The organism is Gammaproteobacteria bacterium, from assembly GCA_041395725.1.
Lineage (GTDB): Bacteria > Pseudomonadota > Gammaproteobacteria > Pseudomonadales > Pseudohongiellaceae > NORP240.
On the sequence record JAWKZW010000001.1, the window covers coordinates 770998 to 793653 of the forward strand.

Sequence of the window (22656 nt, forward strand, 5' to 3'; positions counted from 1 at the left end):
AGACCAGCGACGCAATACAGTAGCGAGACTAGAGAATTCAGGGGGATTCACAAATGGCCGCATTCAAGGTGAACGGGGTAGATTATCAACTCGATATCGAACCAGAGATGCCACTACTATGGGCTCTAAGAGATGAGCTGGGACTGACCGGCACCAAGTTCGGTTGCGGTATCGCTGCCTGCGGTGCCTGTACGGTGCATGTCAACGGCAGTGCCATGCGCAGCTGCGTCACACCGGTCAGCGCGGTGGAAGGTGCTTCCATCACCACTATTGAAGGCCTGGCCGAAGCCATCAACGGAACCGCCCCCAGCGCTCCCGCCCTGACCTCCGTTCAGCAGGCCTGGATCGACTACCAGGTGCCACAATGCGGGTATTGTCAGTCTGGCATGATCATGGCGGTCACTGACCTGCTCAACAACAATCCCAACCCTACCGATGCCGATATCGACAACAGCCTGAGCAACATCTGTCGGTGCGGCTCCACTCCCAGGGTGCGAAAAGCCATCCGGGCACTGGCCAGCGCCTAGGAGATAATGATGAAACTATCAAGACGAAGCTTTCTCCTGAGCACAGCCACGGTGGGCGGCGGACTGCTGATCGGTTATGCCGCCACCCGGCCCAGCAGACACCGGCTGGCTAACGACACGTTGGCCCAGGAGGGTCAACACTACCTCACTACCTGGTTACGCATCGACCCTGACAACCGCATTACTGTCTATGTGCCTCACTCAGAAATGGGTCAGGGCGTACACACCTCTCTGGCTATGATGGCGGCCGATGAGCTGGATGCTGACTGGGAACTGGTGAGCCCGGAACAGGCACCGGCAACCGATCTGTTCGCCAACGGCGACCTGATTACAGGATTTGCCAGTGAATTCGGTGTACCGGCATTTCTGGAACCCATTCTGGCGGCCAGTTCCGTGAAGATCTCCCAGCTGGTCAATCTTCAGACCACGGGCGGCAGCGCCTCGGTGCGTTTTACCGGCGAACACGGCATGCGGAAATCCGGTGCGGCAGCCCGCGAAATGCTGATAGCCTGCGCAGCCGAACGCTGGGGTGTTCCCGCCGGGGAATGCCATACGCAATTGTCTCACGTGCACCATAACGCCACCGGTCGATCATTGACCTATGGCGAACTGGCGGCGGCCGCTGCCCTGCTCGAACCACCCGGGAATCCACGTCTCAAGCAGCCCGCCGAGTTCACCATCATGGGCAAAGCGCTATCCCGTGCAGACATACCTCCCAAGGTGAATGGATCGGCCCTGTACGGCATTGATGCTTACAGTGACGACATGCTGTTTGCGGCCATAAGAATTTCTCCGGTATTTGGCGCCAGGCTGGTCTCCGTCGATGCCAGCGAAGCGCTGGCTCGCCGCGGAGTCAAACGGGTAATCGAACTGGAGGATTCGGTCGCCGTGGTAGCCGATAATTACTGGCGCGCCAGGGAGGCGCTGAAGCTGGTTAAGGCCCGGTTTGAGCAGACTGAAAACGACAATGTCAGCAGCGCCGACATCTTCGCCCAGTTTGATCGGGACCTGACGGCCAATGAGGGGAAAGAAGACCTGGAGATTGGAGATACTCCAACCGCCATGGCCCAGGCTGCTGATGTTATCGAAGCCAGTTACAAGGTTCCTTTTCTGGCCCATGCCCCCATGGAACCCATGAACTGCACGGTACATTTCCATGACGGAAAAGCCGATGTCTGGACCAGCACCCAGGACAATCTCGGCGTAAGGGGGCGGGTCGCCTCCGTTGGCGGCCTGAATGAAAATGACGTGACAATGCACCCGGTTTATCTCGGCGGCGGCTTTGGCCGACGCCTGCCATTCAACTGGAACATGATAGACCACGCCACGCTGATCGCCAGAGAATTCGATGTCCCGGTCAAGACTGTGTTCAGCCGTGAAGATGATATGCAGCAGGACTACTACCGACCGGCGGTAGCCAGTAGTTTCCGGGCCGCTTTCGATGCCGCGGGCAATGTCACAGCCTGGGAGAATCGCTTTACCGGTCCGATCCAGACTCCTGGCGCCGCACATATCCCCTATGGGATAGGCAACCAGTCGATTCGCGTGGTGGAGAGTGAAACCCATGTACCCATCGCAGCCTGGCGAAGTGTAGACCACTCACAGCAGACTTTTTTCACCGAGTCATTCATCGACGAAGTGGCGCACAGGACGGGGCAGAACCCCTTTCAGTTCAGGCTGGCGCTGTTAGCCGAACATCCTCGACACCGACGTGTACTGGAAGTCGCTGCCCAGGCCGCAGGGTATGGTCAGAATCTCCCTGACGGCCATGCCATGGGAATCGCCGTACAGGAAAGCTTTGGCAGCATCGCCGCCGAGGTGGCGGAGGTTTCCATCGGCCGCAACGGGCAACCCATAGTCCATAAAGTCACCTGCGCCATTGACTGTGGTCGAACGATCAACCCAGATACGGCTGAGCAGCAGGTTGAGAGTGGCATACTCTATGGTCTCTCGGCGGCACTTTACGGGGAAATCACTATTGAAGAAGGGCGGGTCACACAGGGAAATTTTCCCGACTACAACTCCGTCCGCATGGCGCAGACACCGGAAATCGAAGTCCATTTTGTCGAATCGGGTGAAGCCGTGGGCGGCCTGGGCGAGCCGGCAACACCGCCAATCTCGGCAGCAGTTGCAAACGCGATCTACGTTCTTACAGGTCAGCGAGTGCGGGAATTACCGTTCAAAAACCATAATCTGTCGCGATCAACTCCGGTTGCCCGCAGGTGATAGTAGTCATTATCGATGTTTGAAGTTGCGGAAGTTGGCCGGCGCCTGAGTAAAAACGACTACAAGGAGCTTGAACCGCAGCTTCACTACCAGCTGCTGACACTGCAGCAGCAGTTGCGAAAAAGCAACAGCTCTCTGATCATAATTGTGTCGGGAGTCGAAGGCGCTGGCAAAGGGGCCGTGGTTGACAAACTCAACCACTGGTTCGACTCGCGTGACGTTCGAACCCATGCCTTCTGGGACGAGTCTGACGAGGAACGGGAAAGGCCCCCTTTCTGGCGCTACTGGCGAAGCCTGCCCGCCAGAGGCACCGTCAGCGTCATGTTTACCTCCTGGTACAGCACCCCCATTCTCCACAAGGTATTTGAAAAAATAGACGACAGTGAATTCGAATCAGAATTACAGCGGGTAGAAGACCTGGAGCGCATGCTGGTTCGGGACGGTACCATCATAGTCAAACTGTGGTATCACCTTTCCAAAATAGAGCAGGCAAAAAGACAGGCCGAAGACGCACCGATCACGCAATATAAGAAAACCCCTTTCGTAGACCAGTATGTCCGCCTTTACGATCAGTTCACCCATGTTTCGGAACGGGCGATCCGCCTGACGGACACCGGATTTGCTCCCTGGCACATCATTGAGGCAACTGACGGCTACTACCGGAATGTAACTACCGCGCAGATTCTTGCCGCGACCCTGCAACAACGCCTTGCCAGTGCATCGCCCCCCCCTAATGACGACTCATCCGACAGCTTTGCCAGTCCGGCGAGCTTCGGCAACGGCCAGGACGCTGCGCTGACAGTGCTGGATGCACTGGACATGAACCAGGTTCTGCCGGCAGCTGAATACGACACACAGCTCAAGGCAGCGCAACTGCGACTTCATGAACTGGCCTGGGCCATGCATCGGCAGGAGAAAAATGCCGTCATCGTGCTGGAGGGCTGGGATGCCGCCGGTAAAGGAAGCGCCATACGGCGCTTGACAGCAGCAGTCGACGCGCGACTCTATCGGGTGATCCCGATCGGGACACCCACCGACGAAGAATTGGCTCACCACTACCTGTGGCGCTTCTGGAGACATGTACCCAGAGCAGGATTCATGACTATTTATGACCGCTCCTGGTATGGCCGGGTACTGGTAGAGCGCGTAGAAAAGCTGGCCAGCCATGACCAGTGGTTGCGGTCCTACCAGGAAATCAACAACTTCGAAGAACACCTGCTCGATCACAACACCGCGGTGATCAAATTCTGGATCCACATCAGCAAGGACGAGCAGGAACGCAGATTCAAGGCCCGTGAAACGGACCCTCTCAAGGGCTACAAGATCACCGACGAAGACTGGCGAAATCGTGACAAATGGGAGCAGTACAAGCAGGCGGTCAACGATATGGTGGCCCATACCAGTACCGAGCAGGCCCCCTGGGTACTGGTTCCCGGCAACAACAAGAAATACGCCAGGGTGACTGTCATCAACACCGTGTGCCGACGACTGGAGGAAATTCTTGATCCAGAACCCGGCGGGAACCTCAAAGCCACGACAGAAAAGGAAAGCCGCTGAGCCGGAAAATTTATGACCAGCAGCGGGATAATTAAGGACACCTGCCCCGCCCTTCGGGGCGGATCCGCGGCTCTCGAGCACCGGGCAACCCCCTGGATACTGCCATTCAACCCGAGACGGGTGCCTGTCGGTAAATGACAACCTTTACCAGGGCCTGTTCGCACTAATCGAGTCGTTTGCTGAAACGCCTGATTGCCAGGCTCAGCATGACCACCATGATTCCAAGCAGGGCCAGAACTTCCGACATCATCGACTGTAAATCCGCCCCACGCAACACAATGCCCCGAATCAGCCGATTGAAATGTGTCAACGGGAGAAGCTCGGCGATGTTCTGCGCAATGTCCGGCATGCCATCAAACGGGAACATGAAACCCGACAGTAGTATGGAGGGCAGAAAGATAAAAAAGGTCATCTGCATGGCCTGAAACTGGGTGGTCGCCGAGGTGGAGATAAACAGCCCCAGGGACAGGTTGGTGGCGATAAACAGCAACGACGCCCACAGCACGTCCAGCCTGTCCCCTCGCAATGGCACCTGGAACAGCAGCCAGCCCAGCCCCAGGATAATCACGACCTGGACCAGCCCAATAAAGACGTAAGGAGCAATTTTACCAAGCATCAGTTCAGTAGTTTTAACCGGCGTGTTGATCAACAGTTCCAGGTTACCCCGCTCCCGTTCACGTACGATGGCCACCGCCGTGAACAGCACCATGGTCATGGTGAGAATTACCCCCACCAGTCCCGGCACGATGTTGACTGCGGAACGGCGCTCGGGGTTGTAGTAATTGCGAATCTCCAGGAAATTGGCCTCGGGCTGCTTTTCGAAACGGGTATCGAAAGCCATCACGATGGATGTAAGCTGCTGACCCACCCCGAGAATTATGGGGTCAGTACCATCTACCAGCAACTGCGCAGCCTGACGGTCTCTGCGGATGACCCGACGGTCGAAATCCTCGGGAATGTAGAGGCCAATGGCGATACGGCCGCTATCCAGCAGTGCTTCCAGCTCCTGGGGCGAATCTACCCGGTGCTGAAACCGCAGCACCTGAGAAGCGTTGATATCCGCGACCAGTTGCCTGGAAAGGTGCGTATCCGCCTCGTCAACCAACCCTGCCCGCAGATTTCGCACGTCAGTGTTGATCGCAAAGCCGAACAGGGTCAGCTGAATAAGCGGTATGCCCACTATCATTCCAAAGGTGAGCCTGTCCCTGGAGAGCTGCAGCAGCTCTTTGCGCATGATAGCGAACAGTCGAAGAAGCGAGTTCATGCCGCTTCCTCCTCTTGTTCCCGCAGCTCGGTTACCGCCACGAAGACGTCTTCCAGACTAGGAGCAACCTGTTTCACCTGCGCCTCTATCCGCTCTTTTGCCAGTACCTGTCGTGCCAGCTCTGCAGGGTCGTCAATGTGCTTCGGGATCAACACCCTTAATCGCACTCCCAATTGCGTGACACTTGCCACCTCATCAAGATCACACATGACAGTGCGGGCGGTGTTCACGTCATCGGCAAGAATTTCGGCCACGTTGAAACGAATCTGCTGCCCCAGGTCTCTGGGCGATCCGTCGGCCACCTTGACACCCCGGTCCAGGATCGCCAGCTGATGACAGCGCTCGGCTTCGTCCATGTAATGGGTAGACACCAGAATCGTCGTACCCTGCTCCGCCAGTTCAAATAACACCTCCCAGAAATCGCGCCGGTTCTGAGGATCCACGGCACTGGTCGGTTCATCAAGAAACAACATACTTGGTTCATGGAGAATCGCCGCGGCAAGAGCCAGCCGTTGTTTCTGTCCACCACTGAGAGTCCCGGCGCGCTGCTTGCGCTGGTCATTCAGATCGAATTCCGACAGCAGTTGTTCCACCCTGGGCTTGCGTCGCTTGCGGGGAATGGCATAGACCTCGGAGATGAAGCGGAGGTTTTCCTGAACGGTCAGGTCTTCGTAAAGGGAAAAACGCTGGGTCATGTAACCGATCAGCTGTTTGAGTTTTTCCGCCTGAGTACGCACGTCCAGGCCCAGCACCTCGGCCTCGCCCTGGGTCGGCGTAAGCAGTCCACAAAGCATGCGAATGGTAGTCGATTTACCGGAGCCGTTCGGGCCCAGGAACCCATAGATGGTACCCTTCGGTATTGCCAGGCTCACATTGCGCACGGCCTTGACCTGGCCAAAGCGGCGGCACAGGCCCTGCGCGGAAATGACCAGATCCGGGTCACTCATCATCGGGTACCGGCATGTCAGCGAAGAAGGCTTCCAGCGGTACGCCGTCCGGCAGGCGTTCGGCCAGTTCCGGCAGGCTGATTTCGGCAACGTAGGTAAGTCGACTACGATCTTTTTCGGTCAGCGCAAAGTAGGGTGTAAAGCTGGCCTCGTTGGCGATTCGACGCACCGTGCCGTTCAATACATCACTTAAACCGTCGACTCGCACTTTTACGGGATCACCTGGCGCCACTGCGACCCGGTAGGTCTCCGGTACGTAGACGCGGGCATGGGGCTGATCGCCTGACAGGAGGACGGCGATCACCGCGCCGGCAGGAGGCCTCTCGCCAACTTCAAACGGCAGGGCGTCTACGAAGGCCGGCACCGGAGCCCTGTGAGTCAGGCGTTGCTGCTCAATCTGCAGTTGCTGCCATTGTGCCTGGGCCTGCTGCAGGCTGTAGCGGGTCTGCTGAATTTGCTCGGGACGGGTGCCGGCCTCGAGCTCCTGAAGCTGGGCGCTGGATACTTTGAGACTGGCCTCGGCAGCGTCCATAAAGCGTTTCGCCAGATCGAGACTCTCGACGGATGTCAGGTTACGCTGTCTCAGCTCTGTCAGCCGTTGCAATTCATTGCTACGGAACGCAAGTTCGATCTGGCGCTCTTCGACCTGGGCGCGAGCCGCCATGATTGTCTCCACCCGCGGCCCCTGCTGCTGCTCCTCAAGCAGGGCCTCGATTCGACTCCTGTTAGCCTCGGCCTCTGCCAGCCGGGCGCGGATACGTTCATCGTCCTGGACTATCAGGCTCTGACCTGTCATTACCCTATCGCCTTCCGTAACCTGAATCGCAACGATGGTTTCCGAGGACTCAGCGGTGATTTCAATCCGATCGGATACCAGTTGCCCAACGGCCCCGCTTGGCTGCTGCTCACACGCCGCGAAAACAAGCAGCAGGACTGCTGGCAGGAAACGTAATTTTTTCATCAGGTTTTCTCCTGTCGCAGGACGCCCTGCTCGAACAGTTCTCCAGTATGGGTTATCAGCTGTGCCATAAATTCGCGACTCTCCTCTCCCTCGCCAAGCAGGTTATTGTCGAGCAGCTGACCGGCGATCGGCCTGGTCAGAAAAGGAAAGACCATCATCCCCATCAGTGACCAGGTGGCGAACTCCGGTCGCAGATCGGCCCGGTAGTGACCGCGGTCGATCTCGCTGCCGACCGCGCGGATCAGCTGCCGGGCGAAAGTGGCGCTGAACTTTTCAATTATCGACTGACGGATGTCTTTCTCACCAAAAAGCACTTCCCGGATGATGAAATTGGGCCACCATGGATTACTGGCCAGAAATGCCATGTACGCGCCGATGAAATCTCTCACCGAATCGTGGTGCTGAGCGTTCAGCTCGTTGAGGGGTTGTTCCAGGGTCCTGAATACTTCATCCACCATGGCCAGGTACAGGCCCTTTTTGCCACCGAAATAGTAGTTGATCATGGCACCGTTCACGCCCGCCAAAGCGGCAATCTGTCGCACCGAAACCGCCTTGAACTCGTAGTTGAGAAACAGTTTACGCGCCGCCGTCAGCAGTAAGTTTTTAACCTGATCACCATCCCGGGCCGGCGGTCTGCCGAGGGCACGTTCCTGTCCACCCCCATTACCAGCCGACTCGCTGGTCCTTCCCTGGGCGGCCGCGGGTCGGGCTGAGGCCTGATCACTGATCCCTGCTGCAGGCGTTGCACGTCGCTTGCGCGCCTTCCCGGCCCGGCCTGCCTGCTCTGAGTTCGCTGCTTTCACTGCTTTGCTCGCTTTAACTGCCTGCTGATTTATCCGATCCGGTTAAGTAGGTACTTGTTCTGCCTGCTAAACCCGGGTTGAGTTGAACGGGTCAACGGGGTCGCGCCGTTTAAAAAAATTCGGATCACGCCCGCGAAGAAACCGCTAACGAGCCTCTGATTGATAACCACAATGCTCTGGCCTCCAGACGAGTTGGCTGGCAGGGCGCATTGCCGCCGGCAGGTGTCGGCCTGTCAAGGCGGTGCAACGAAGCCGGCGGGCCTGTCTTAATGCCCCTCCGGACGGGGACTGTGGCAATTAGCCAGAGGCTCCCTAAGTAGAGAGGCTGGAATCCAATAATTAATTAAATGCTTAATTAATTATTGTCAAAAATCTCTTCCGGTCAAGCAGTTTTACATTCTGTGCAGAATCGGCGCTCTACGGGAAACTGACCAGGGGGTCTATTTCCCGTTGGCAGGCCACTGTTCCCGTCAGTCGGCCCGAAGCGGCAGCAGAGGCTGGCTGCCCGGCTGACGCTGGACGTCAAATGCCTTCAGAGTCATGGCCACAAAATTGTAGTAGCCGATGAGCCCGGTCAGATCCATTACCCCTTCCGGCCCCAGCAATTCGATCGCCGTGCTGAAAGTGGCCTGGCTTACTTTGGGCTCACTGACCACTTCGCGGGTGAATTGAATGATCAATTTTTCCACCTCGCCCATACCCGCAATGCCCTCTGCCTCGTCCATTGGTCGCCGGTACTTGACGAAATCCATGATTTCTTCTTCAAGACCCGCTGTTCTGGCCAGGGGTTCATGGGCCGAGTATTCATACTGATTGCTGATTTCCCTCGCGGTCGCGATAATTGTCAACTCCGTAAGCCGTTGATCCTTCGCTGTGCCATAGCGCACTCTCTGACGAAGCTGCCAAGCCCCCTGTGCCAGCTCCGGGCTGTACATCCACATCCCTAAAGGGCCTCTGAGCCCGTTTTCGTAGCCGCCGCCCGGTGCGGTCAACAGGTCGTAGACTCGCAGCGCCTCACCCTGGAGCTGAGATCGCTGAACTGCCGGCAGACGCGCCCAGGAATCACGAAAGATATCCTCAGGAATATCAGCGTCCGCTACCGGTGGCAGCATTTCAAGGTTTCGAAACGGATCCTGTTGCGCATGGCTCCAGCCGCTGATCAGCAACCCCAGAGTTATCACAATTGCCATGGTGCTCTTCATGCTCGGCCCCTCATTCTTCAGTCGTTAGGTGGTTTTCAGGTGGTGGTTTTTCGCGTGTCGCTCCAGTGGGCGCCTGTTGCTCAATCTTTCGGCTCCGCCCCGCCCAGCCCTGGCAACATACCATATCGACCTGGCTCCATGCTAAACTGCGCGCCGATCAAAGTTAACCTGCAACCCGGGCCTGGTATGTACCTGTTAATAATGGGATTAGCGCTGTTTCTCGGTGTGCACCTGCTGCGTGAACTGCGACTCCGCGAGAACGCTATCGCCAGACTGGGCGACAATACCTACAAGGCACTTTTCTCTCTTGTCGCGCTGGCCGGGCTGGCACTGATAGTCTGGGGAAAATCCACCTCGTCTTTTCTGATGATTTACGAACCCCGCTACGAACTGCGCGGGTTTTCCCACTTTGCCATGTTACCGGCCTCCATTCTGCTGGTGGCGGGCAACCTGCCGGTTTCTCACTTGCGTCACGCGACCCGCCATCCTATGCTGCTTGGCACCGCGGTCTGGGGGGCTGCGCACCTGTGGGCCAACGGTGACCTCGCCTCGCTGCTGTTATTTGGCTCTTTTACTTGCTGGGCGCTGCTGAAGTTTGTTTCACTTACGATCTCCCAGCCTCCATCGGCCCGGCAACCTTCTTTGTGGTGGGATTTTCTGGCGGTGGTCGTCGGGTTCATACTCTATGGTCTGGTAACGGTTTTTCACGGCCAGCTTTTCGGAATAGGACTGACTTTTGAATAAATCTATCCTGGCGGTATACAGTCTGTTGCTCTCGCTGCTTATCGTCTGCGGCGCACCCGTCCGGGCGCAGGGAGTGCTGGGAGCCTCGGCCGCCGACTGGACGGGCACCTGGATTGCCCAGGGCACTCTGTTCAGTGTGGCTGTCACGGTTCAGGAAGACCAGTTCCGGGTTAACGAAGTGCAGTCTCTGGGCTTTGTGTGGACATCGGAGCCGGGCAGCGTGGCAGGTGACCAGGCTACCCTGGAAGTCAAATATGCCGGCGTGACCGCTCGAATACTGGCCCGCCTTACCGGCGATGGCAGAGCAGTCGTCGAGGCCGCCAGCTGCCTGCCGGAATTCATGGTGGTCTGCGTGCTGGCCAAAGGTCAACAGGCCGTGTTTGTCCGCCAGGATTCCCAATAAAGGGAAACGGCCAGACCGCGGCAGGTTTTCAAAGTCGCCAGACTAAGCGACCCGAGGCTCAGGACCTTCTTATCTGGTTTTCTGGCTATCTGGTTATCTGGTTACCTGCCCTCAGGGAACCGGTGATCAATTACCGAAGCGCGATGTGTATTCCGCCGGCTGTTGATCCGCGGCCCCCTGAAAAAGCGGAGCAGGTTGCTCAAGGGTCAGCTTACTTCTTCGATGGATCGAACGACCTTGGTGACTATCCCGTAGTCGATAGCCTCCTCCACCGTCATCCAATAGTCCCGATCCGTGTCTTTCGCGACCCGCTCAAGAGGCTGGCCGGTCTCATCGGCAATCAGTCTGTTGATCCGCGCACGCATCTTCACGATCTGCTCGGCCTGGATCTGGATGTCGGTTGCCCGACCGCGGGAACCACCGAGGGGCTGGTGAATCAGGAAACGGGTATTGGGCAGCGCGAACCGATGCTCCTTCTTTACCGCCAGAAAGATGGTCGTGGCGGCACTGGCCACCCAGCCTGTACCAATGGCCCGGACATCGGGCTTGATGAATTTGATCATGTCATAGATAACGTCGCCGGACTCAACATGCCCCCCCGGAGAGCTGACATAGAGTGTAATAGGGTCATCGCTCTCTGCTGCCAGGGCAAGCAGATGTTCCGTCACGTTGCGCGCCAGCTTTTCGTTTACCTCGCCGAACAGGGTCAGCGATCTGGATTTAAACAGCTTTTCATCGATAAACGCGCGACCGTAATTCCTCTTTTCATTCTTGTTGCTGTCGTCCTCATTATTCAGGACGACACTGTCGCGGCTGCTGGTACTTTCCATCATCTCACTCCATCTGGTTAGCCGGCACGGGCCGGACGTTGCTACACACTTATTCGATCACTCAATCACAGGGCTGTTGATTGGCCCGCAGGTAGGCTATCAGTTTCCACTTGTCGCCATCACCTTCTGGAAAATTGTCGCCGAAACCCACCATTCGGGTATCGGGAATACCGGTGGAAATGACGGCAAAAATCTCTTCATCACTGTCGCCGTGTATCCACTCGCAGTCGAACAGGTAGGCCGAATCGCTCTGCTTGGGCTCTAGCGCATGACAAAGCCCGGCGCAGGTGCCCTGAAAAAGCGCTTCACCTCTCTGGAGGGCCACAGGGTCTCGCATCAGGGACTCAACCAGCGTCAACTCCTCAGGCTCACCACCGCTGTCACAGGCAACCAGCAACAGCCCGGAGACACAGAGCCAGAGCGCTCTTGAAATGACCATCACGTCTTCATCCCGCCTGACCAGTGACAGATGAATCAGGGCTGCTTACTGTTTGCAACATCGGATCTCCAGGCCCTGCTGCGGCAGGTCTCAGGCAGTGCGGCAGGATAAATCACCTGCTGTCGGGGTTCAAGGACAAGCGGCATGGCCAGGGAAACTGACAGTACAGGCGGGCAAAAAGAAAGCGGACACCCGGCCCGCTCAGTCCCCCCTTTGATTCCGGTCGTTTGAGCGCCGGACTCAGGATGTCCGGCAGTTTATCGAACACCCGTTCGACCAGGCAAGGAAAAATTTGCTCAGCGCCTATTCCCCTGGGTGAGTTTCCGCCCCCAGGGGTTTGAATGTGATCAGCAACTGGGGCAGCAGCGTCAGGGAGCCCGCAAGGGCGACCACCATGGCCACGCTGGTGAGCAGACCAAATACTATCGTGGGAATGAAGTTCGACAGAGCCAGAATGGAAAACCCCGCCACGATTGTCATGGAGGTAAAGTACATGGCCCGCCCGATGCTGTTGTGACAGAAATACATGGTTTGACGATAGTTACCAAAACGGGGGAATTCCCGGCGGAACCGGTGCATGTAATGAATTGTGTTGTCGACTCCGATACCCACTGAAATGGCCGCAATCGTAATAGTCATGATATCCAGTGGTATGCTCAGCCAGCCCATCACTCCAAGCACAAAACCGGCGGCGATGATGTTGGGAACAATGCAGATCAAGGCAATGTTCAGGGAACGGAACAGCGTCATAAACATCAGCATAATGGCCAGCAGCACGACTCCCAGGGTCAGGATCTGGGATTGAAACAGACTTTGCAGCACGTTGTTGTACATCACCAGGATCCCGGTCAGGTGCACCTGTTCCGGGCTGAAACCGAACTGGTTCTCCAGACCTGTCTCAATACTCTGCAACAGCTCGTTGCGGTTGAGATCCGCCGCCGATTCGATCACCCGGACATTGAAGCGCAGCTGATTGTCCGCAATGGAAACAAAGGGATTCAACACCGTTTCACGCAGAGTCTCGGGAATGCGGCTATAGAGCAGTGCCCATAAAAGGCCATCGATAGGCTGGTTGCCATTGAGTTTCTCCGCCAGTTGAATCACGGCCCCGAAAGAGAGCACCTTGCCGGTGCGGGGATCGTTATCCAGGTATTCGTGGATCGCCTTGACCTGATCCATCTTGGCAGCAGTGAACCAGTAGGCGTCCTGATCGGTTTCCGGCTCATCACCAAAGCCGAATCCGTCATCAAAGCCATCGTCAAAACCGTCAGCAAAATCTGACTCCCCCTCGGGAAGATCCACCACGACATCGAATGACAGGGTGCCACCCAGCTTCTCGTCGAACAACGACATGCCCTGATAGATCTCGGTGTCTTCCCGGAAGTAATCGATAAAACTGTTCTCGACCCTGAGCCTGGTCAATCCCAGCACGCTGAGCACGGCGATGAGACCATAGAGAACCAGCACCCTGCCATGGAGTCTGTCTGTCAGCCTGGCCAGCGCCGAAGTCAGGTTGAGTTTAAGATCAGTGGACAGCGGGGTGTCGTCCCTTTCCAGGATACTCATGACAGCCGGGAACAGAGTAAAGGCAACCAGCAACGCCGTTGCCACTCCCATCATCATCATCCAGCCGAAGTTGATGATGGGCAGAATGCCGCTGACAATCAGAGAACCGAATGCCACGGCAGTCGTCAATGCCGTGTAGAGACAGGGCCGAAACATACTCAACACAGCATGGCGCAGCAACTTGTCATGCTCGGAAAAGTGCCTGGTCGCACGCAATTCCCGATAGCGGACCATCAGGTGCACCGTCAGAGATATGGTGATAATCAACAGCAATGAAATGAAATTCGAAGAGACTACCGTCACCCGCCAGTCCATAAGCCCCAGCATGCCTACCATGATGGTGCCGGCCACGGCACAGCACAAAAGGGGTAACGCGACATACCGGGGTTTACGGAAGATCAGGCCCAGCGCCACCACGATCAGCACCAGTACCGCGACGCTGAACGTACTGAGATCGCCACGCACGAAAGTAACCAGGTCATCGGCGATCATTGGTGCGCCGCCCAGGTAGATGGTCGCCTGATTCCGGTAGCCGTCCAGGATTTCACGGATCCGGGTGATAGTTTCGTGCTGGCGGTCAGCGATTACCACGCTGTAGGCATTGTACTCAGCCTCCACCTGCATCAGGGCGGCGGCCTCCTCATCGTCCAGGGTTTGCTGGTCACGCAGGCTGCGCAGTTCCGTGCGGCGCAGCAGCAGGTTCTGGGCCTGCTCATCCACGAAGAAACTCACCAGCAATCCGGCGGTCTCACCGTCCGGACTGACCACGGCATTGCGGAACACCGGGCTGGAAACGATTTCCTCCCGCGCATCGTCCAGATTGATCCCGGCGTCCTGCAGGGTCAGATAATCTTCCGAGATGCCGGTCAGCGGCGTATCACCAAAGATCGGAACATTGAGGATGCTGTCTACTGACTGCACCTGTCCCACCGCCAGCAACTCTTCGGTGAGGGCAGCCAGCCGGTCCAGTTCCGTTCGGGAAAACAACTCACCATCGGGCGTATAGGCCACAGTGACCGCATCGCGGGTCCCGTAACGACGGCTGACCTCACGGGCAAACTCCAGATCAGGATCATTTTCGAGCAGCAGTGAATCAGCCGAAGCATCAAGCCGGAAATCCCGCGCGTGCCAGGCGAAGAAGGCCACCACCAGCAGAAGCAGGCCAATAATAAGGTAGGGTTTGCCGAATACCAGATTCACATAAATTCTGGCCGCACGTGACGACATAGCGAATGACCTGTGTTGTTGCCTGTTATAGCGATTCAGAGAATTTCGATTCTACACCCGTAAAGCACCGGCTTTCGGACGGGTTTTCTGCCCTGCCACGATAGCCCGGGCGTCTGCCACCTTGACCAGGCAGCGAAACAAAGCCAGCAGTCGAGCCTGACAACCACCCCTGGGCATACCCCACAACCCTCCGCAAAGCTTTGCGCGAAGGGTTCAGACCCCCTCAGGACAGAGGGGCACACTATACGTGTTTATGGGTCTGTTTACGACGGTGGGCAGGGAATGTCCCGTCCTGGCGACTGCGCTGGCAAAGGTCACTGAAGGTCCGTGTCGGGCCGCGGAATCGGACTTCCTGTGGCGCAGGAACAGCTCGATCTATCTTGTTCAGTGGCAGCTGGCCGCTTAAAAGCCCCATGAAGCCGCCTGTTTCAGAAATCAGTAATCAATCCCTGCCGTGAATGGGTGTCGAAAATCTCTGTGCAGATGCTAAACTAGGGGCCATTGATTGATAGACTTGCGGGTAGCCTTGTACAGGGCGCCCGATCTGATCGTTGGCAGAACCCCTGCTGGTGTGGCCGGCGGTTTTTGTAAGGAGAAGCTTATGAAGTACCTGCGTAACTTATTGCTCGTCAGCCTCTTGTCAGCCGTTTCTCAATTGGCCCTGGCTGCCGATGACTGGCTGAAGTCGATGCCCGAATTCAACCTCACAGACAACCTGGGGAATACCCACAGCCTGGATCAGTACCAGGATAAGAAATTTCTGGTTTTCTATGTGCAGGGCAATGGCTGCCCCATCGCCAGGATCGCTCTGCCGAACCTGCGCGAGGTGCGGTCCGAATTTGAGGGCCGGGGGATAGAATTTCTGGCCTTCAACTCCAATATTCAGGATTCTCCGGCCGCTATCAGGAAAGAGGCCGAAGAGTTCGGCATCGACTTCCCCATCATGAAAGACGAAGGCCAGAAGCTGGCCAAGGCCCTTGGCGTGGAGCGTACCGCGGAGGTCTTCATCGTCGATCCGCGTACCCGGGACGTGCTGTTCCGGGGCCCGATCAACGACCAGCTGGGTTATGAGACCCAGCGTAACCAGGCCTCGGAGCACTACCTGAAAGACGCCCTGAATGCCGTACTGGCCGGTGAGACGGTCAACATGGATGACATCCCTGACTCCAAGGGTTGCCTTATCGGTATATTTGACACCTGATAGCCAAAGGATTCCGGCGACCCCTGACCCAGGAACAAAAACGCTGTCAGGCGCTGAAAAAACAGGCCTCAAGTAAAAGGCAGCCCTGATAAGGCTGCCTTCTTGTTTCTGTTCCGGAAAAGAGGCCAGTGCTTTCTGTTACCGTAACGCCGCGAGCCTGCCGGGCGGGCTGCTCTGACAGCGATGGCCTCCAGGTCGACGCTACGGAACCAAGCGCCCGGGCGTCAACACAGGCCTGGCATTACTTGCGATCAATCCCCTGGCACCTGTAACTGCTAATCAATACCGACGTGGGTTGCTCTGTGACGACTCTCGACGCCACGCTTCCCTACTCAGGATTCCACGAAAGCCCGTTCGATCACGTAATGCCCCTTGATACCATGCCTGGATTCCTGGAAACCCCAGTCGTCAAGGATACGACAGGTATCTTTCAGCATTGTCGGGCTGCCACAGATCATGAAACGGTCCCGGTCCAGATCCGGCTGGGCCAGTCCCACGTCCGCGAACAATTTGCCCTGCGCCATCAGGTTGGTCAGGCGGCCCTGGTTGCGGAACGGTTCCCGGGTCACGGTAGGGTAGTAGATCAGTTTTTCCCTGACCTGATCGCCGAAGTATTCGTTATTGGGCAGCTCGTCCAGGATGACGTCCTGGTAAGCCAGGTCACTGGCCCGTCTTACGCCGTGGGTCAGTATCACCCGCTCATAGCGTTCGTAAGTTTCCGGATCACGGATGATACTCATAAACGGCGCCAGACCGGTGCCAGTGCTGAGCAGGTAGAGGTTGCGGCCCGGCAGCAGGTGATCCACCACCAGCGTACCCGTGGGCTTGCTGCTCACCAGCAGCTCGTCACCCACTTTGATATTCTGCAGGCGCGAGGTCAGCGGTCCGTCCGGCACCTTGATGCTCAGAAATTCGAGTTCCTCGTCGTAATTGGCGCTGGCGATACTGTAGGCTCGCATAAGCGGTCGGCCCTCCACCGCCATTCCGACCATCACGAAGTGGCCGTTTTCAAAACGCAGACTGCGATCCCGGGTAGTCTTGAAACTGAAAAGAGAGTCATTCCAATGATGAACGTGGGTAACATTCTGCCGGGAAACTGCTGCCATAATCTGTCCTGACTGATCGAGTCTGATGGGAGTACCAGCTTCGAATTCTAGGGCCTGCGAAAATATCTGTAAAATTGATTATTTTTATATATGTTATCTATTTTATAGATATATAATTCCGCCAACTGCAGCGGGGCAATCCATGCGACTCACCTTGCGACAGCTGGAAGTCTTTCTGGCCATAGCACACTTCGAAAATGTCACCCTGGCGGCCGACAGCCTGGGGCTATCCCAATCGGCTGCCAGCACGGCACTGAAAGAATTTGAACAGCGTTTCAACATCAGCCTGTTTGATCGGGTCGGTAAAAGGCTGCAGCTCAACGAGCTTGGGCGGCTGGTCAGGCCCAGAGCGGAAGCCCTGCTGGCCCAGGCCGGAGACCTCGAGCAGAGCCTGCGCAACCCCGCAGATATCGGCACCATCAAGGTCGGCGCGACCCTGACCATAGGGAACTACCTGGCGGTCGCCATCATCGCCCGCTTCATGACACTGCATCCGGACTCCCGCGTGCAACTGGTGGTGGAAAACACCCGCGCCATTGCCGGTAAAGTCAAAAATTTCGAGCTGGACGTGGGCCTTGTAGAGGGAGAACTGCAGGACCCGGATCTGGACGTACTGACCTGGCGCGATGACGAACTCACCCTGTTCTGCGCACCGGAGCATCCCCTGGCGCGCAAACGGGTGGTCAGCGACGAGGACCTGCTGCAGGCCAACTGGATTGTCCGGGAAACCGGCTCCGGGACCCGCCAGGCTTTCGATCGCGCCATGACCGGTTTACTATCCGATATAAATCTGGCACTGGAGCTGCAACACACCGAAGGAATCAAACGGGCCGTGGAGGCCAACCTGGGAATAGGCTGCCTGTCGCGAATCGCTTTGGTAGAGGCGTTCAGACGAGGCTCGCTGGTGCCTCTGGAGGCACCGCACCGGGACTGGCGCCGCAAATTTTATTTCCTGTTGCACAAACAGAAACACAGAAGCAGCGGCATTAACAGCTGGCTGGCGCTGTGCCTCAACTCCTGACGGACTTTGCTTGACAGACTTCCGCAGAGCGTTGTGGTAATTAATCAGAAGCTCCTGAACTTCTTCCTTTCGACTGACCTGGCAGGACTCGGATGACAAACACGGAAACCCCGGCACACGGTTCATGGCTGGTCGCCCGGCGCGGGATGATGCTGATCCTGACCCTGCTCCTCGGGGTGTTATGTGGCACCGGCATCCTGTTTACCAGTTTCAACACCTCCGTTGGCGAACTGCTCAGCGAGAATGATCCTTTTCTCGACGAACTGGCCGACATGGAGACGCTCTTCCCATCACCTCTGACAATCACGTTTGCCGTGGTTGCACCGCCTGACAGCAGTGCCGGAGTTTTCGATCAACAGGCGCTCGCCGCACTACGGGATCTGGAGCAGCGCTACCGGGACTTACCCGGTGCCACGCGTCTTTCTTCACTGCTCGGTTACCGCTCGCCACAACGCAATTTCCAGCTGTTTGAGCGGCCTTCTGAACAGTACAGCAGCGAGGAGCTGGTGGCCTTGCGGGAAGTCGCGCTGGAGGATCCCCTGCTGCTGAGCACTTTCCTCAGCGACGAGGCAGAGATCACTTTCGCTACCGTAATTCTGGACGCCTACGATGCTGATGAGATCAGCCGCCTGGAACTGGCCGATACCTCTCTCGCGCTTCTGGACGCCCTGCGCACAGCCAACCCCGCTGTGGGCATCTTTGCCAATAGCGACGTATTATTTGAACGCTCAACCCAGGACGCCATGGTCAGCGATCTGACCACCCTGCTCCCGATAGTCATCCTCATCTGTGTGCTGACCATCTGCTACTGCTTTCATTCCATCAGCTTTGGCGCCTGTATCCTCAGCCAGGCACTGCTGTCTGTAATCTGCACCGTGGGAGTGCTTGGGTATCTGAACATTGGTTTTAATACCATCTCGGTGATCGCTCCACTGGTGGTGGTGATTATCTCGGTCGCCCACAGCGTACATATCATTTCTGTCTACAAGCAACAGCTGTTCAAGGGGCATTCCTACGAGGAAGCCATGACAATCAGCATCAGCCACAACCTGAAACCGGTGCTGCTGGCCACGGTCACCACGGCAATCGGTTTTCTGTCCCTCAACTTAAGCTCCTCGCCAGCCATTCAGGACTTCGGGCGCATCGTAGCGCTCGGCATCGGGTTTGCGTTCGTCTTCACTTTCACCCTGCTGCCGGCGCTGCTGGTCTGGGTTTCCGTCAAGACCCGGGCCCATGGGAAAACCATGGACGCGGTATTGCCGAACCGCATCGTCCGGCGGGTCATACCGTTCTGGCAACAGCGGGAGAAGGTCCTGTTCCTGGGTTGCAGCAGCCTGGCAGTTGTCACCCTGTTACTGCTGCCGCTGAACGAAACAGATTTTGATCGCCTCGATTTCATCGAGACCGAATCCGAGATCGGGCAATACTACGAGGTGGTCAACCGCAGCCTGCAGCGAGGACCGACCCTGGCCTATGGCCTGCGAAGCGCGGACTCCGGCAGCGTGATCGAACCGGCTTTCCTTAGCCAGGTAGAATCCTTTACCGGCTGGTTGATCGAGCAGGAGGAAATCGATAACGCCGGGAGCCTGGTCGAAGTGGTGAAGACCATCCATCAGGCGCGCGGCGGGCAGGATCCGGCGTACTACACAATTCCCGATGACGTGAATGCCATTGCCGCAGACCTGGGTGCTTACATGAGCATGGAGCTGCCCGACTACCCTCTGTCAGCCTTCATCGATGACACCGACTCCACCATTCGACTGGTGGTCAATGCCCTGCCATTGAGTAACGAGGAACTGATCCGGCTGGATGAAAAGATTTCCACCCGGTATCAGCAGGCTGTGCCCGGGGGGGAACTGCTTCATGGCAGCCCGCTGATTCTGTTTGCCAGAATGGACAGCCTGGTCACCAGAGAACTTTTGCAGGGCTACAGCATCAGCCTGCTGCTGATTACCCTCACCCTGGTAATCGGCTTCCGCAGCCTGTATTTCGGGCTTCTCAGTGTGATTCCCAACCTGCTGCCGGCCACCATAGTGTTCGGCGCCTGGGGGCTCTTTGTGGGACAGCTTGATCCCTTTGTCATGATGCTGTTCAGCATCAGTATTGGGCTGGTAGTGGACGACACGGTCCACCTGTTGACTCACTATCTGGATGGGCGCAAGAGTGGATTGACTATAAATGACTCCTTCAATTTTTCCCTTGAGACAGCCGGACCCGCCCTCATAGTGACTACCGCGGTCCTGGCTCTGGGAACCACGATACTCATGGGCGCCAGTACGCTGTATTTCCAACAGTCGGCCAGGTTACTGGTTCCGATCGTGGTGCTAGCACTGGTGCTGGATCTGCTCTATCTGCCCACCATCCTGAAGCGTTTTGACCGAAAGAACCTCATATCAAAAATGTAAGAATATCAAACCCTGGACTTGACCTGACAACTAGCGTCCGGTTTCATCATAAGCAGACACAAACTTGGTTTCAACGATAGTGGCGACTCCTGACCGAGAGCTGTAGTAGGTTCACAAAACACGTAGTGCCGCTTATAAACCCCAAGCAGAAGTTCTGGGCCTCAGGCGCCGCCTCTTGGATACTCCGGTTAATCAGTGGGATACTCTCCAACGTCTCGAAAAATACCAAGACCATGAAGTAAGAACCCGCAGGGCTATAGGAGTCATCTTGGCCTTTAAAGCCAAGGCATACCAGCATGTTTAACTACCTCAAGAATAAAAGACTAACCAAGCTTAGAGAGGCATGGGAAAATCCGAGACATTGGGATAGGGATTTATCTTCGATTAGTGCCCTTTTTGAATTGACCCAATCTGAACTCGGAAAAACCACGGTTGATGATAAGACATGGCTTGACCTGGACTTGAATTCCCTGTTTCGCAAGATTGACGCAACAATGACAAGCGTGGGGCAGCAGTATCTGTACCGCAAACTGAGAACACTGGAATCGCCAGATGGCTGTTTGGAGGACGACTACTACGTAGCATCGCTTCTGCAAGAAGATCAGGCTACAAGAGAAAAACTTCAAATCTGGATAGGTATGCTTAAAGAGGGAGATGCCAAGTCTGTCACTAAAGTGTTGTTTAGCAATTTCCCCGTAGTCAACTTTCCTATTCTTGGAATAGCGTTATGGTCACTCTTTTCTGTCATAACAATAGTCTTCGGTCTCGTATCTGGCGGAGGATACCTTTTTTTAATTTTGCCAATTCTGATAGCGAACTTCTCTCTCGCACGTTATTTTGAGCGTGTTACCGATAACGCTAGCTATGTCCTCCCATATCTCTATATCGTCATCGCCGTTTCTGAAAGATTGGCAGGTCTAACTTTGGAGCCAAGAATACCGGCTTGTATGAGGCTAAAGGAGCTCAAGAAACCGATCCGCAAAGTCAGAAAGGCATTGAAGCTTGTGTCAATAAGTCAGAATCATGAAAGTATTCTGATAAACAACATGATGTACCTCATCAATCTGGCTTTCCCTTATGACGTGATCGCATACTCCCTTTCGATGAAGAAGGTAATTAGCGAGATCGATGTAATGAGGTCTTGCTTTCTTTCGATTGGTTCTTTGGACGCCAGCATTTCCATTGCAGCTTACCTAAACCACCATCCCCAGACCTGCAATCCTGAGCTAACCGATGAACTAGTAATTGAATTACAAGATGCCTACCACCCACTTTTAGAAGAATACGTTTCCAATTCCTTTAGCACCAATGGGCGATCGGCATTAATAACTGGCTCAAATATGGCGGGCAAAACAACGTTCATTAAAACAATTGGCGTGAACCTGGTACTTTCTCGCACCCTGTGGATTTGTCATGCAGATTATGCCAGATTTCCCGTTGTTGATATTTTCTCGTCTATTAAAACTGCTGATGGTTTAGAGGAAGGGAAAAGTTTCTATTTCTCAGAACTTGAAAGAATCAAGCAGTTTCTCGAAATGGCAAAAAGAGGTCACAAATGCCTTATTTTGATTGATGAAATATACCGTGGAACTAACACGGTGGAGAGAATAGCTGGATCGGCAGCCGTACTTCAGGAACTGGCAACAAACAATCTCGTTTTCGTTACAACTCACGATATTGAACTGGCTAACTACCTCAATGAACAATTTGATTTATGGTACTTCGAGGAAACCGGGAGCCGAACAAATCCATTCGATTACAAATTGCGGTCAGGTGTATGTAGAACCAGGAATGCCATTAAGCTGATGGAAAACATGGGCTATCCCGAAAGTATTACGAACATAGCAAGGAGGTTTGTGAAAGATATGGAGCTTTGATTCCCACCAATTCGTAATTGGTAGCATATTCCGGGGTGACAGTAGGATTATGTAATAATTCACTGGGTCTATTCAGACTCTGAATCCGGCTGTAAGAGAAGTATTTATCAAGTCTCCTCAGAACGAACAGATAGGTCAAATAACCTATATTGAACATTTACTTTTAGGCTTTGAATCGATTACTTATTATAGACGCTAAGGCACATATAAATCAGAGCAAAACGGGGCGTTAGTAAGCGCAAGGAGGTTCAGTGAAGTCGTCAAAATTCGCGTTGCCTTTTGTGGTAATATTTTCTTCAAACGTTAATGCACAAGAATTTTCCTGTAGCTTTTCTGTTGGCTCTCAAGGC

At 55.5% G+C, this 22656-nt stretch carries 19 protein-coding genes; 9 read left to right on the forward strand and 10 right to left on the reverse strand.

Annotation, left to right across the window (positions count from 1 at the left end):
• Positions 1-53: 53 nt before the first annotated feature.
• Genes R3F50_03440 through pap form a run of 3 tightly spaced genes read left to right on the forward strand, consistent with a single transcriptional unit; the run spans position 54 to position 4310 of the window.
• Positions 54-527, forward strand: a complete 474-nt coding sequence (locus R3F50_03440) for a (2Fe-2S)-binding protein (protein MEZ5489355.1) — start codon at positions 54-56, stop codon at positions 525-527.
• Between the two features lie 9 nt (positions 528-536).
• On the forward strand, positions 537-2753 hold the full coding sequence (locus tag R3F50_03445) for a molybdopterin cofactor-binding domain-containing protein (GenBank protein ID MEZ5489356.1): 2217 nt from the start codon (positions 537-539) through the stop codon (positions 2751-2753).
• 15 nt (positions 2754-2768) lie between these two features.
• The gene (gene pap, locus R3F50_03450; protein ID MEZ5489357.1) at positions 2769-4310 is read left to right on the forward strand and encodes a polyphosphate:AMP phosphotransferase; all 1542 of its coding nucleotides are present in this window, start codon (positions 2769-2771) and stop codon (positions 4308-4310) included.
• A 163-nt stretch (positions 4311-4473) separates the two neighbouring features.
• Here the strand turns inward: pap and R3F50_03455 are convergent, their stop codons facing one another.
• The 5 genes from R3F50_03455 to R3F50_03475 form a co-directional block, all read right to left on the reverse strand.
• Positions 4474-5574: an ABC transporter permease gene (locus R3F50_03455; protein ID MEZ5489358.1), complete on the reverse strand. Its 1101-nt coding sequence runs from the start codon at positions 5572-5574 to the stop codon at positions 4474-4476.
• Positions 5571-6524 carry an ABC transporter ATP-binding protein gene (locus R3F50_03460; GenBank protein MEZ5489359.1) on the reverse strand — a complete coding sequence of 318 codons (954 nt, stop codon included), beginning with the start codon at positions 6522-6524 and terminating at the stop codon, positions 5571-5573. The genes R3F50_03455 and R3F50_03460 overlap by 4 nt, the downstream gene beginning before the upstream one ends.
• Positions 6514-7482 carry an HlyD family efflux transporter periplasmic adaptor subunit gene (locus tag R3F50_03465; protein MEZ5489360.1) on the reverse strand — a complete coding sequence of 323 codons (969 nt, stop codon included), beginning with the start codon at positions 7480-7482 and terminating at the stop codon, positions 6514-6516. The genes R3F50_03460 and R3F50_03465 overlap by 11 nt, the downstream gene beginning before the upstream one ends.
• Complete coding sequence (locus tag R3F50_03470; GenBank protein MEZ5489361.1) at positions 7482-8285, reverse strand: TetR family transcriptional regulator; 804 nt, start codon at positions 8283-8285, stop codon at positions 7482-7484. Before R3F50_03470 ends, R3F50_03465 begins: the two co-directional genes overlap by 1 nt.
• 470 nt (positions 8286-8755) lie before the next feature.
• Positions 8756-9487, reverse strand: a complete 732-nt coding sequence (locus tag R3F50_03475) for a hypothetical protein (protein ID MEZ5489362.1) — start codon at positions 9485-9487, stop codon at positions 8756-8758.
• Positions 9488-9673: 186 nt separating this feature from the next.
• Here R3F50_03475 and R3F50_03480 point away from each other — a divergent pair, with 186 nt between their 5' ends.
• Together R3F50_03480 and R3F50_03485 are read left to right on the forward strand one after the other, a co-directional pair.
• Positions 9674-10231 (forward strand): NnrU family protein, encoded by a 558-nt coding sequence (locus tag R3F50_03480; protein MEZ5489363.1) that lies wholly within the window; start codon positions 9674-9676, stop codon positions 10229-10231.
• Positions 10224-10634 (forward strand): hypothetical protein, encoded by a 411-nt coding sequence (locus R3F50_03485; GenBank protein ID MEZ5489364.1) that lies wholly within the window; start codon positions 10224-10226, stop codon positions 10632-10634. Before R3F50_03480 ends, R3F50_03485 begins: the two co-directional genes overlap by 8 nt.
• Before the next feature lie 206 nt (positions 10635-10840).
• On the opposite strand, the gene R3F50_03490 is transcribed toward R3F50_03485, so the two are convergent.
• From R3F50_03490 to R3F50_03505, 4 genes are all read right to left on the reverse strand, one after another.
• Complete coding sequence (locus R3F50_03490) at positions 10841-11431, reverse strand: ATP-dependent Clp protease proteolytic subunit (protein ID MEZ5489365.1); 591 nt, start codon at positions 11429-11431, stop codon at positions 10841-10843.
• 94 nt (positions 11432-11525) lie between these two features.
• Positions 11526-11903: a c-type cytochrome gene (locus tag R3F50_03495; GenBank protein ID MEZ5489366.1), complete on the reverse strand. Its 378-nt coding sequence runs from the start codon at positions 11901-11903 to the stop codon at positions 11526-11528.
• 303 nt (positions 11904-12206) lie between these two features.
• A complete protein-coding gene (locus tag R3F50_03500) occupies positions 12207-14696 on the reverse strand; it encodes an MMPL family transporter (protein MEZ5489367.1) in 2490 nt (829 codons plus the stop codon).
• Between the two features lie 51 nt (positions 14697-14747).
• Positions 14748-14873, reverse strand: coding sequence for a hypothetical protein (locus R3F50_03505; GenBank protein ID MEZ5489368.1), 126 nt, complete (start codon positions 14871-14873; stop codon positions 14748-14750).
• Between the two features lie 424 nt (positions 14874-15297).
• Between R3F50_03505 and R3F50_03510 the strand changes: the two genes are divergently transcribed.
• Complete coding sequence (locus R3F50_03510) at positions 15298-15897, forward strand: redoxin domain-containing protein (GenBank protein MEZ5489369.1); 600 nt, start codon at positions 15298-15300, stop codon at positions 15895-15897.
• A gap of 332 nt (positions 15898-16229) precedes the next feature.
• Here the strand turns inward: R3F50_03510 and R3F50_03515 are convergent, their stop codons facing one another.
• The gene (locus tag R3F50_03515; GenBank protein MEZ5489370.1) at positions 16230-17003 is read right to left on the reverse strand and encodes a ferredoxin--NADP reductase; all 774 of its coding nucleotides are present in this window, start codon (positions 17001-17003) and stop codon (positions 16230-16232) included.
• A gap of 142 nt (positions 17004-17145) precedes the next feature.
• On the opposite strand from R3F50_03515, the gene R3F50_03520 reads away from it, so the two are divergent.
• The 3 genes from R3F50_03520 (at position 17146) to R3F50_03530 (ending at position 22306) form a co-directional block, all read left to right on the forward strand.
• Entirely contained in the window at positions 17146-18024 is an 879-nt protein-coding gene (locus R3F50_03520; protein ID MEZ5489371.1) for a LysR substrate-binding domain-containing protein, read from the forward strand.
• Between the two features lie 92 nt (positions 18025-18116).
• The gene (locus tag R3F50_03525; protein ID MEZ5489372.1) at positions 18117-20429 is read left to right on the forward strand and encodes an MMPL family transporter; all 2313 of its coding nucleotides are present in this window, start codon (positions 18117-18119) and stop codon (positions 20427-20429) included.
• Between the two features lie 296 nt (positions 20430-20725).
• On the forward strand, positions 20726-22306 hold the full coding sequence (locus R3F50_03530) for a hypothetical protein (protein MEZ5489373.1): 1581 nt from the start codon (positions 20726-20728) through the stop codon (positions 22304-22306).
• Positions 22307-22656: the final 350 nt, after the last annotated feature.

Excerpts from the sequence above, each read along its gene's own strand:
- R3F50_03440 (MEZ5489355.1), top strand. The coding sequence starts at position 54 with ATGGCCGCATTCAAGGTGAACGGGGTAGATTATCAACTCGATATCGAA.
- R3F50_03445 (MEZ5489356.1), top strand. The coding sequence starts at position 537 with ATGAAACTATCAAGACGAAGCTTTCTCCTGAGCACAGCCACGGTGGGC.
- pap (MEZ5489357.1), top strand. The coding sequence starts at position 2,769 with ATGTTTGAAGTTGCGGAAGTTGGCCGGCGCCTGAGTAAAAACGACTAC.
- R3F50_03455 (MEZ5489358.1), bottom strand. The coding sequence starts at position 5,574 with ATGAACTCGCTTCTTCGACTGTTCGCTATCATGCGCAAAGAGCTGCTG.
- R3F50_03460 (MEZ5489359.1), bottom strand. The coding sequence starts at position 6,524 with ATGATGAGTGACCCGGATCTGGTCATTTCCGCGCAGGGCCTGTGCCGC.
- R3F50_03465 (MEZ5489360.1), bottom strand. The coding sequence starts at position 7,482 with ATGAAAAAATTACGTTTCCTGCCAGCAGTCCTGCTGCTTGTTTTCGCG.
- R3F50_03475 (MEZ5489362.1), bottom strand. The coding sequence starts at position 9,487 with ATGAAGAGCACCATGGCAATTGTGATAACTCTGGGGTTGCTGATCAGC.
- R3F50_03480 (MEZ5489363.1), top strand. The coding sequence starts at position 9,674 with ATGTACCTGTTAATAATGGGATTAGCGCTGTTTCTCGGTGTGCACCTG.
- R3F50_03495 (MEZ5489366.1), bottom strand. The coding sequence starts at position 11,903 with ATGGTCATTTCAAGAGCGCTCTGGCTCTGTGTCTCCGGGCTGTTGCTG.
- R3F50_03500 (MEZ5489367.1), bottom strand. The coding sequence starts at position 14,696 with ATGTCGTCACGTGCGGCCAGAATTTATGTGAATCTGGTATTCGGCAAA.
- R3F50_03505 (MEZ5489368.1), bottom strand. The coding sequence starts at position 14,873 with ATGCCCAGGGGTGGTTGTCAGGCTCGACTGCTGGCTTTGTTTCGCTGC.
- R3F50_03510 (MEZ5489369.1), top strand. The coding sequence starts at position 15,298 with ATGAAGTACCTGCGTAACTTATTGCTCGTCAGCCTCTTGTCAGCCGTT.
- R3F50_03515 (MEZ5489370.1), bottom strand. The coding sequence starts at position 17,003 with ATGGCAGCAGTTTCCCGGCAGAATGTTACCCACGTTCATCATTGGAAT.
- R3F50_03520 (MEZ5489371.1), top strand. The coding sequence starts at position 17,146 with ATGCGACTCACCTTGCGACAGCTGGAAGTCTTTCTGGCCATAGCACAC.
- R3F50_03525 (MEZ5489372.1), top strand. The coding sequence starts at position 18,117 with ATGACAAACACGGAAACCCCGGCACACGGTTCATGGCTGGTCGCCCGG.
- R3F50_03530 (MEZ5489373.1), top strand. The coding sequence starts at position 20,726 with ATGTTTAACTACCTCAAGAATAAAAGACTAACCAAGCTTAGAGAGGCA.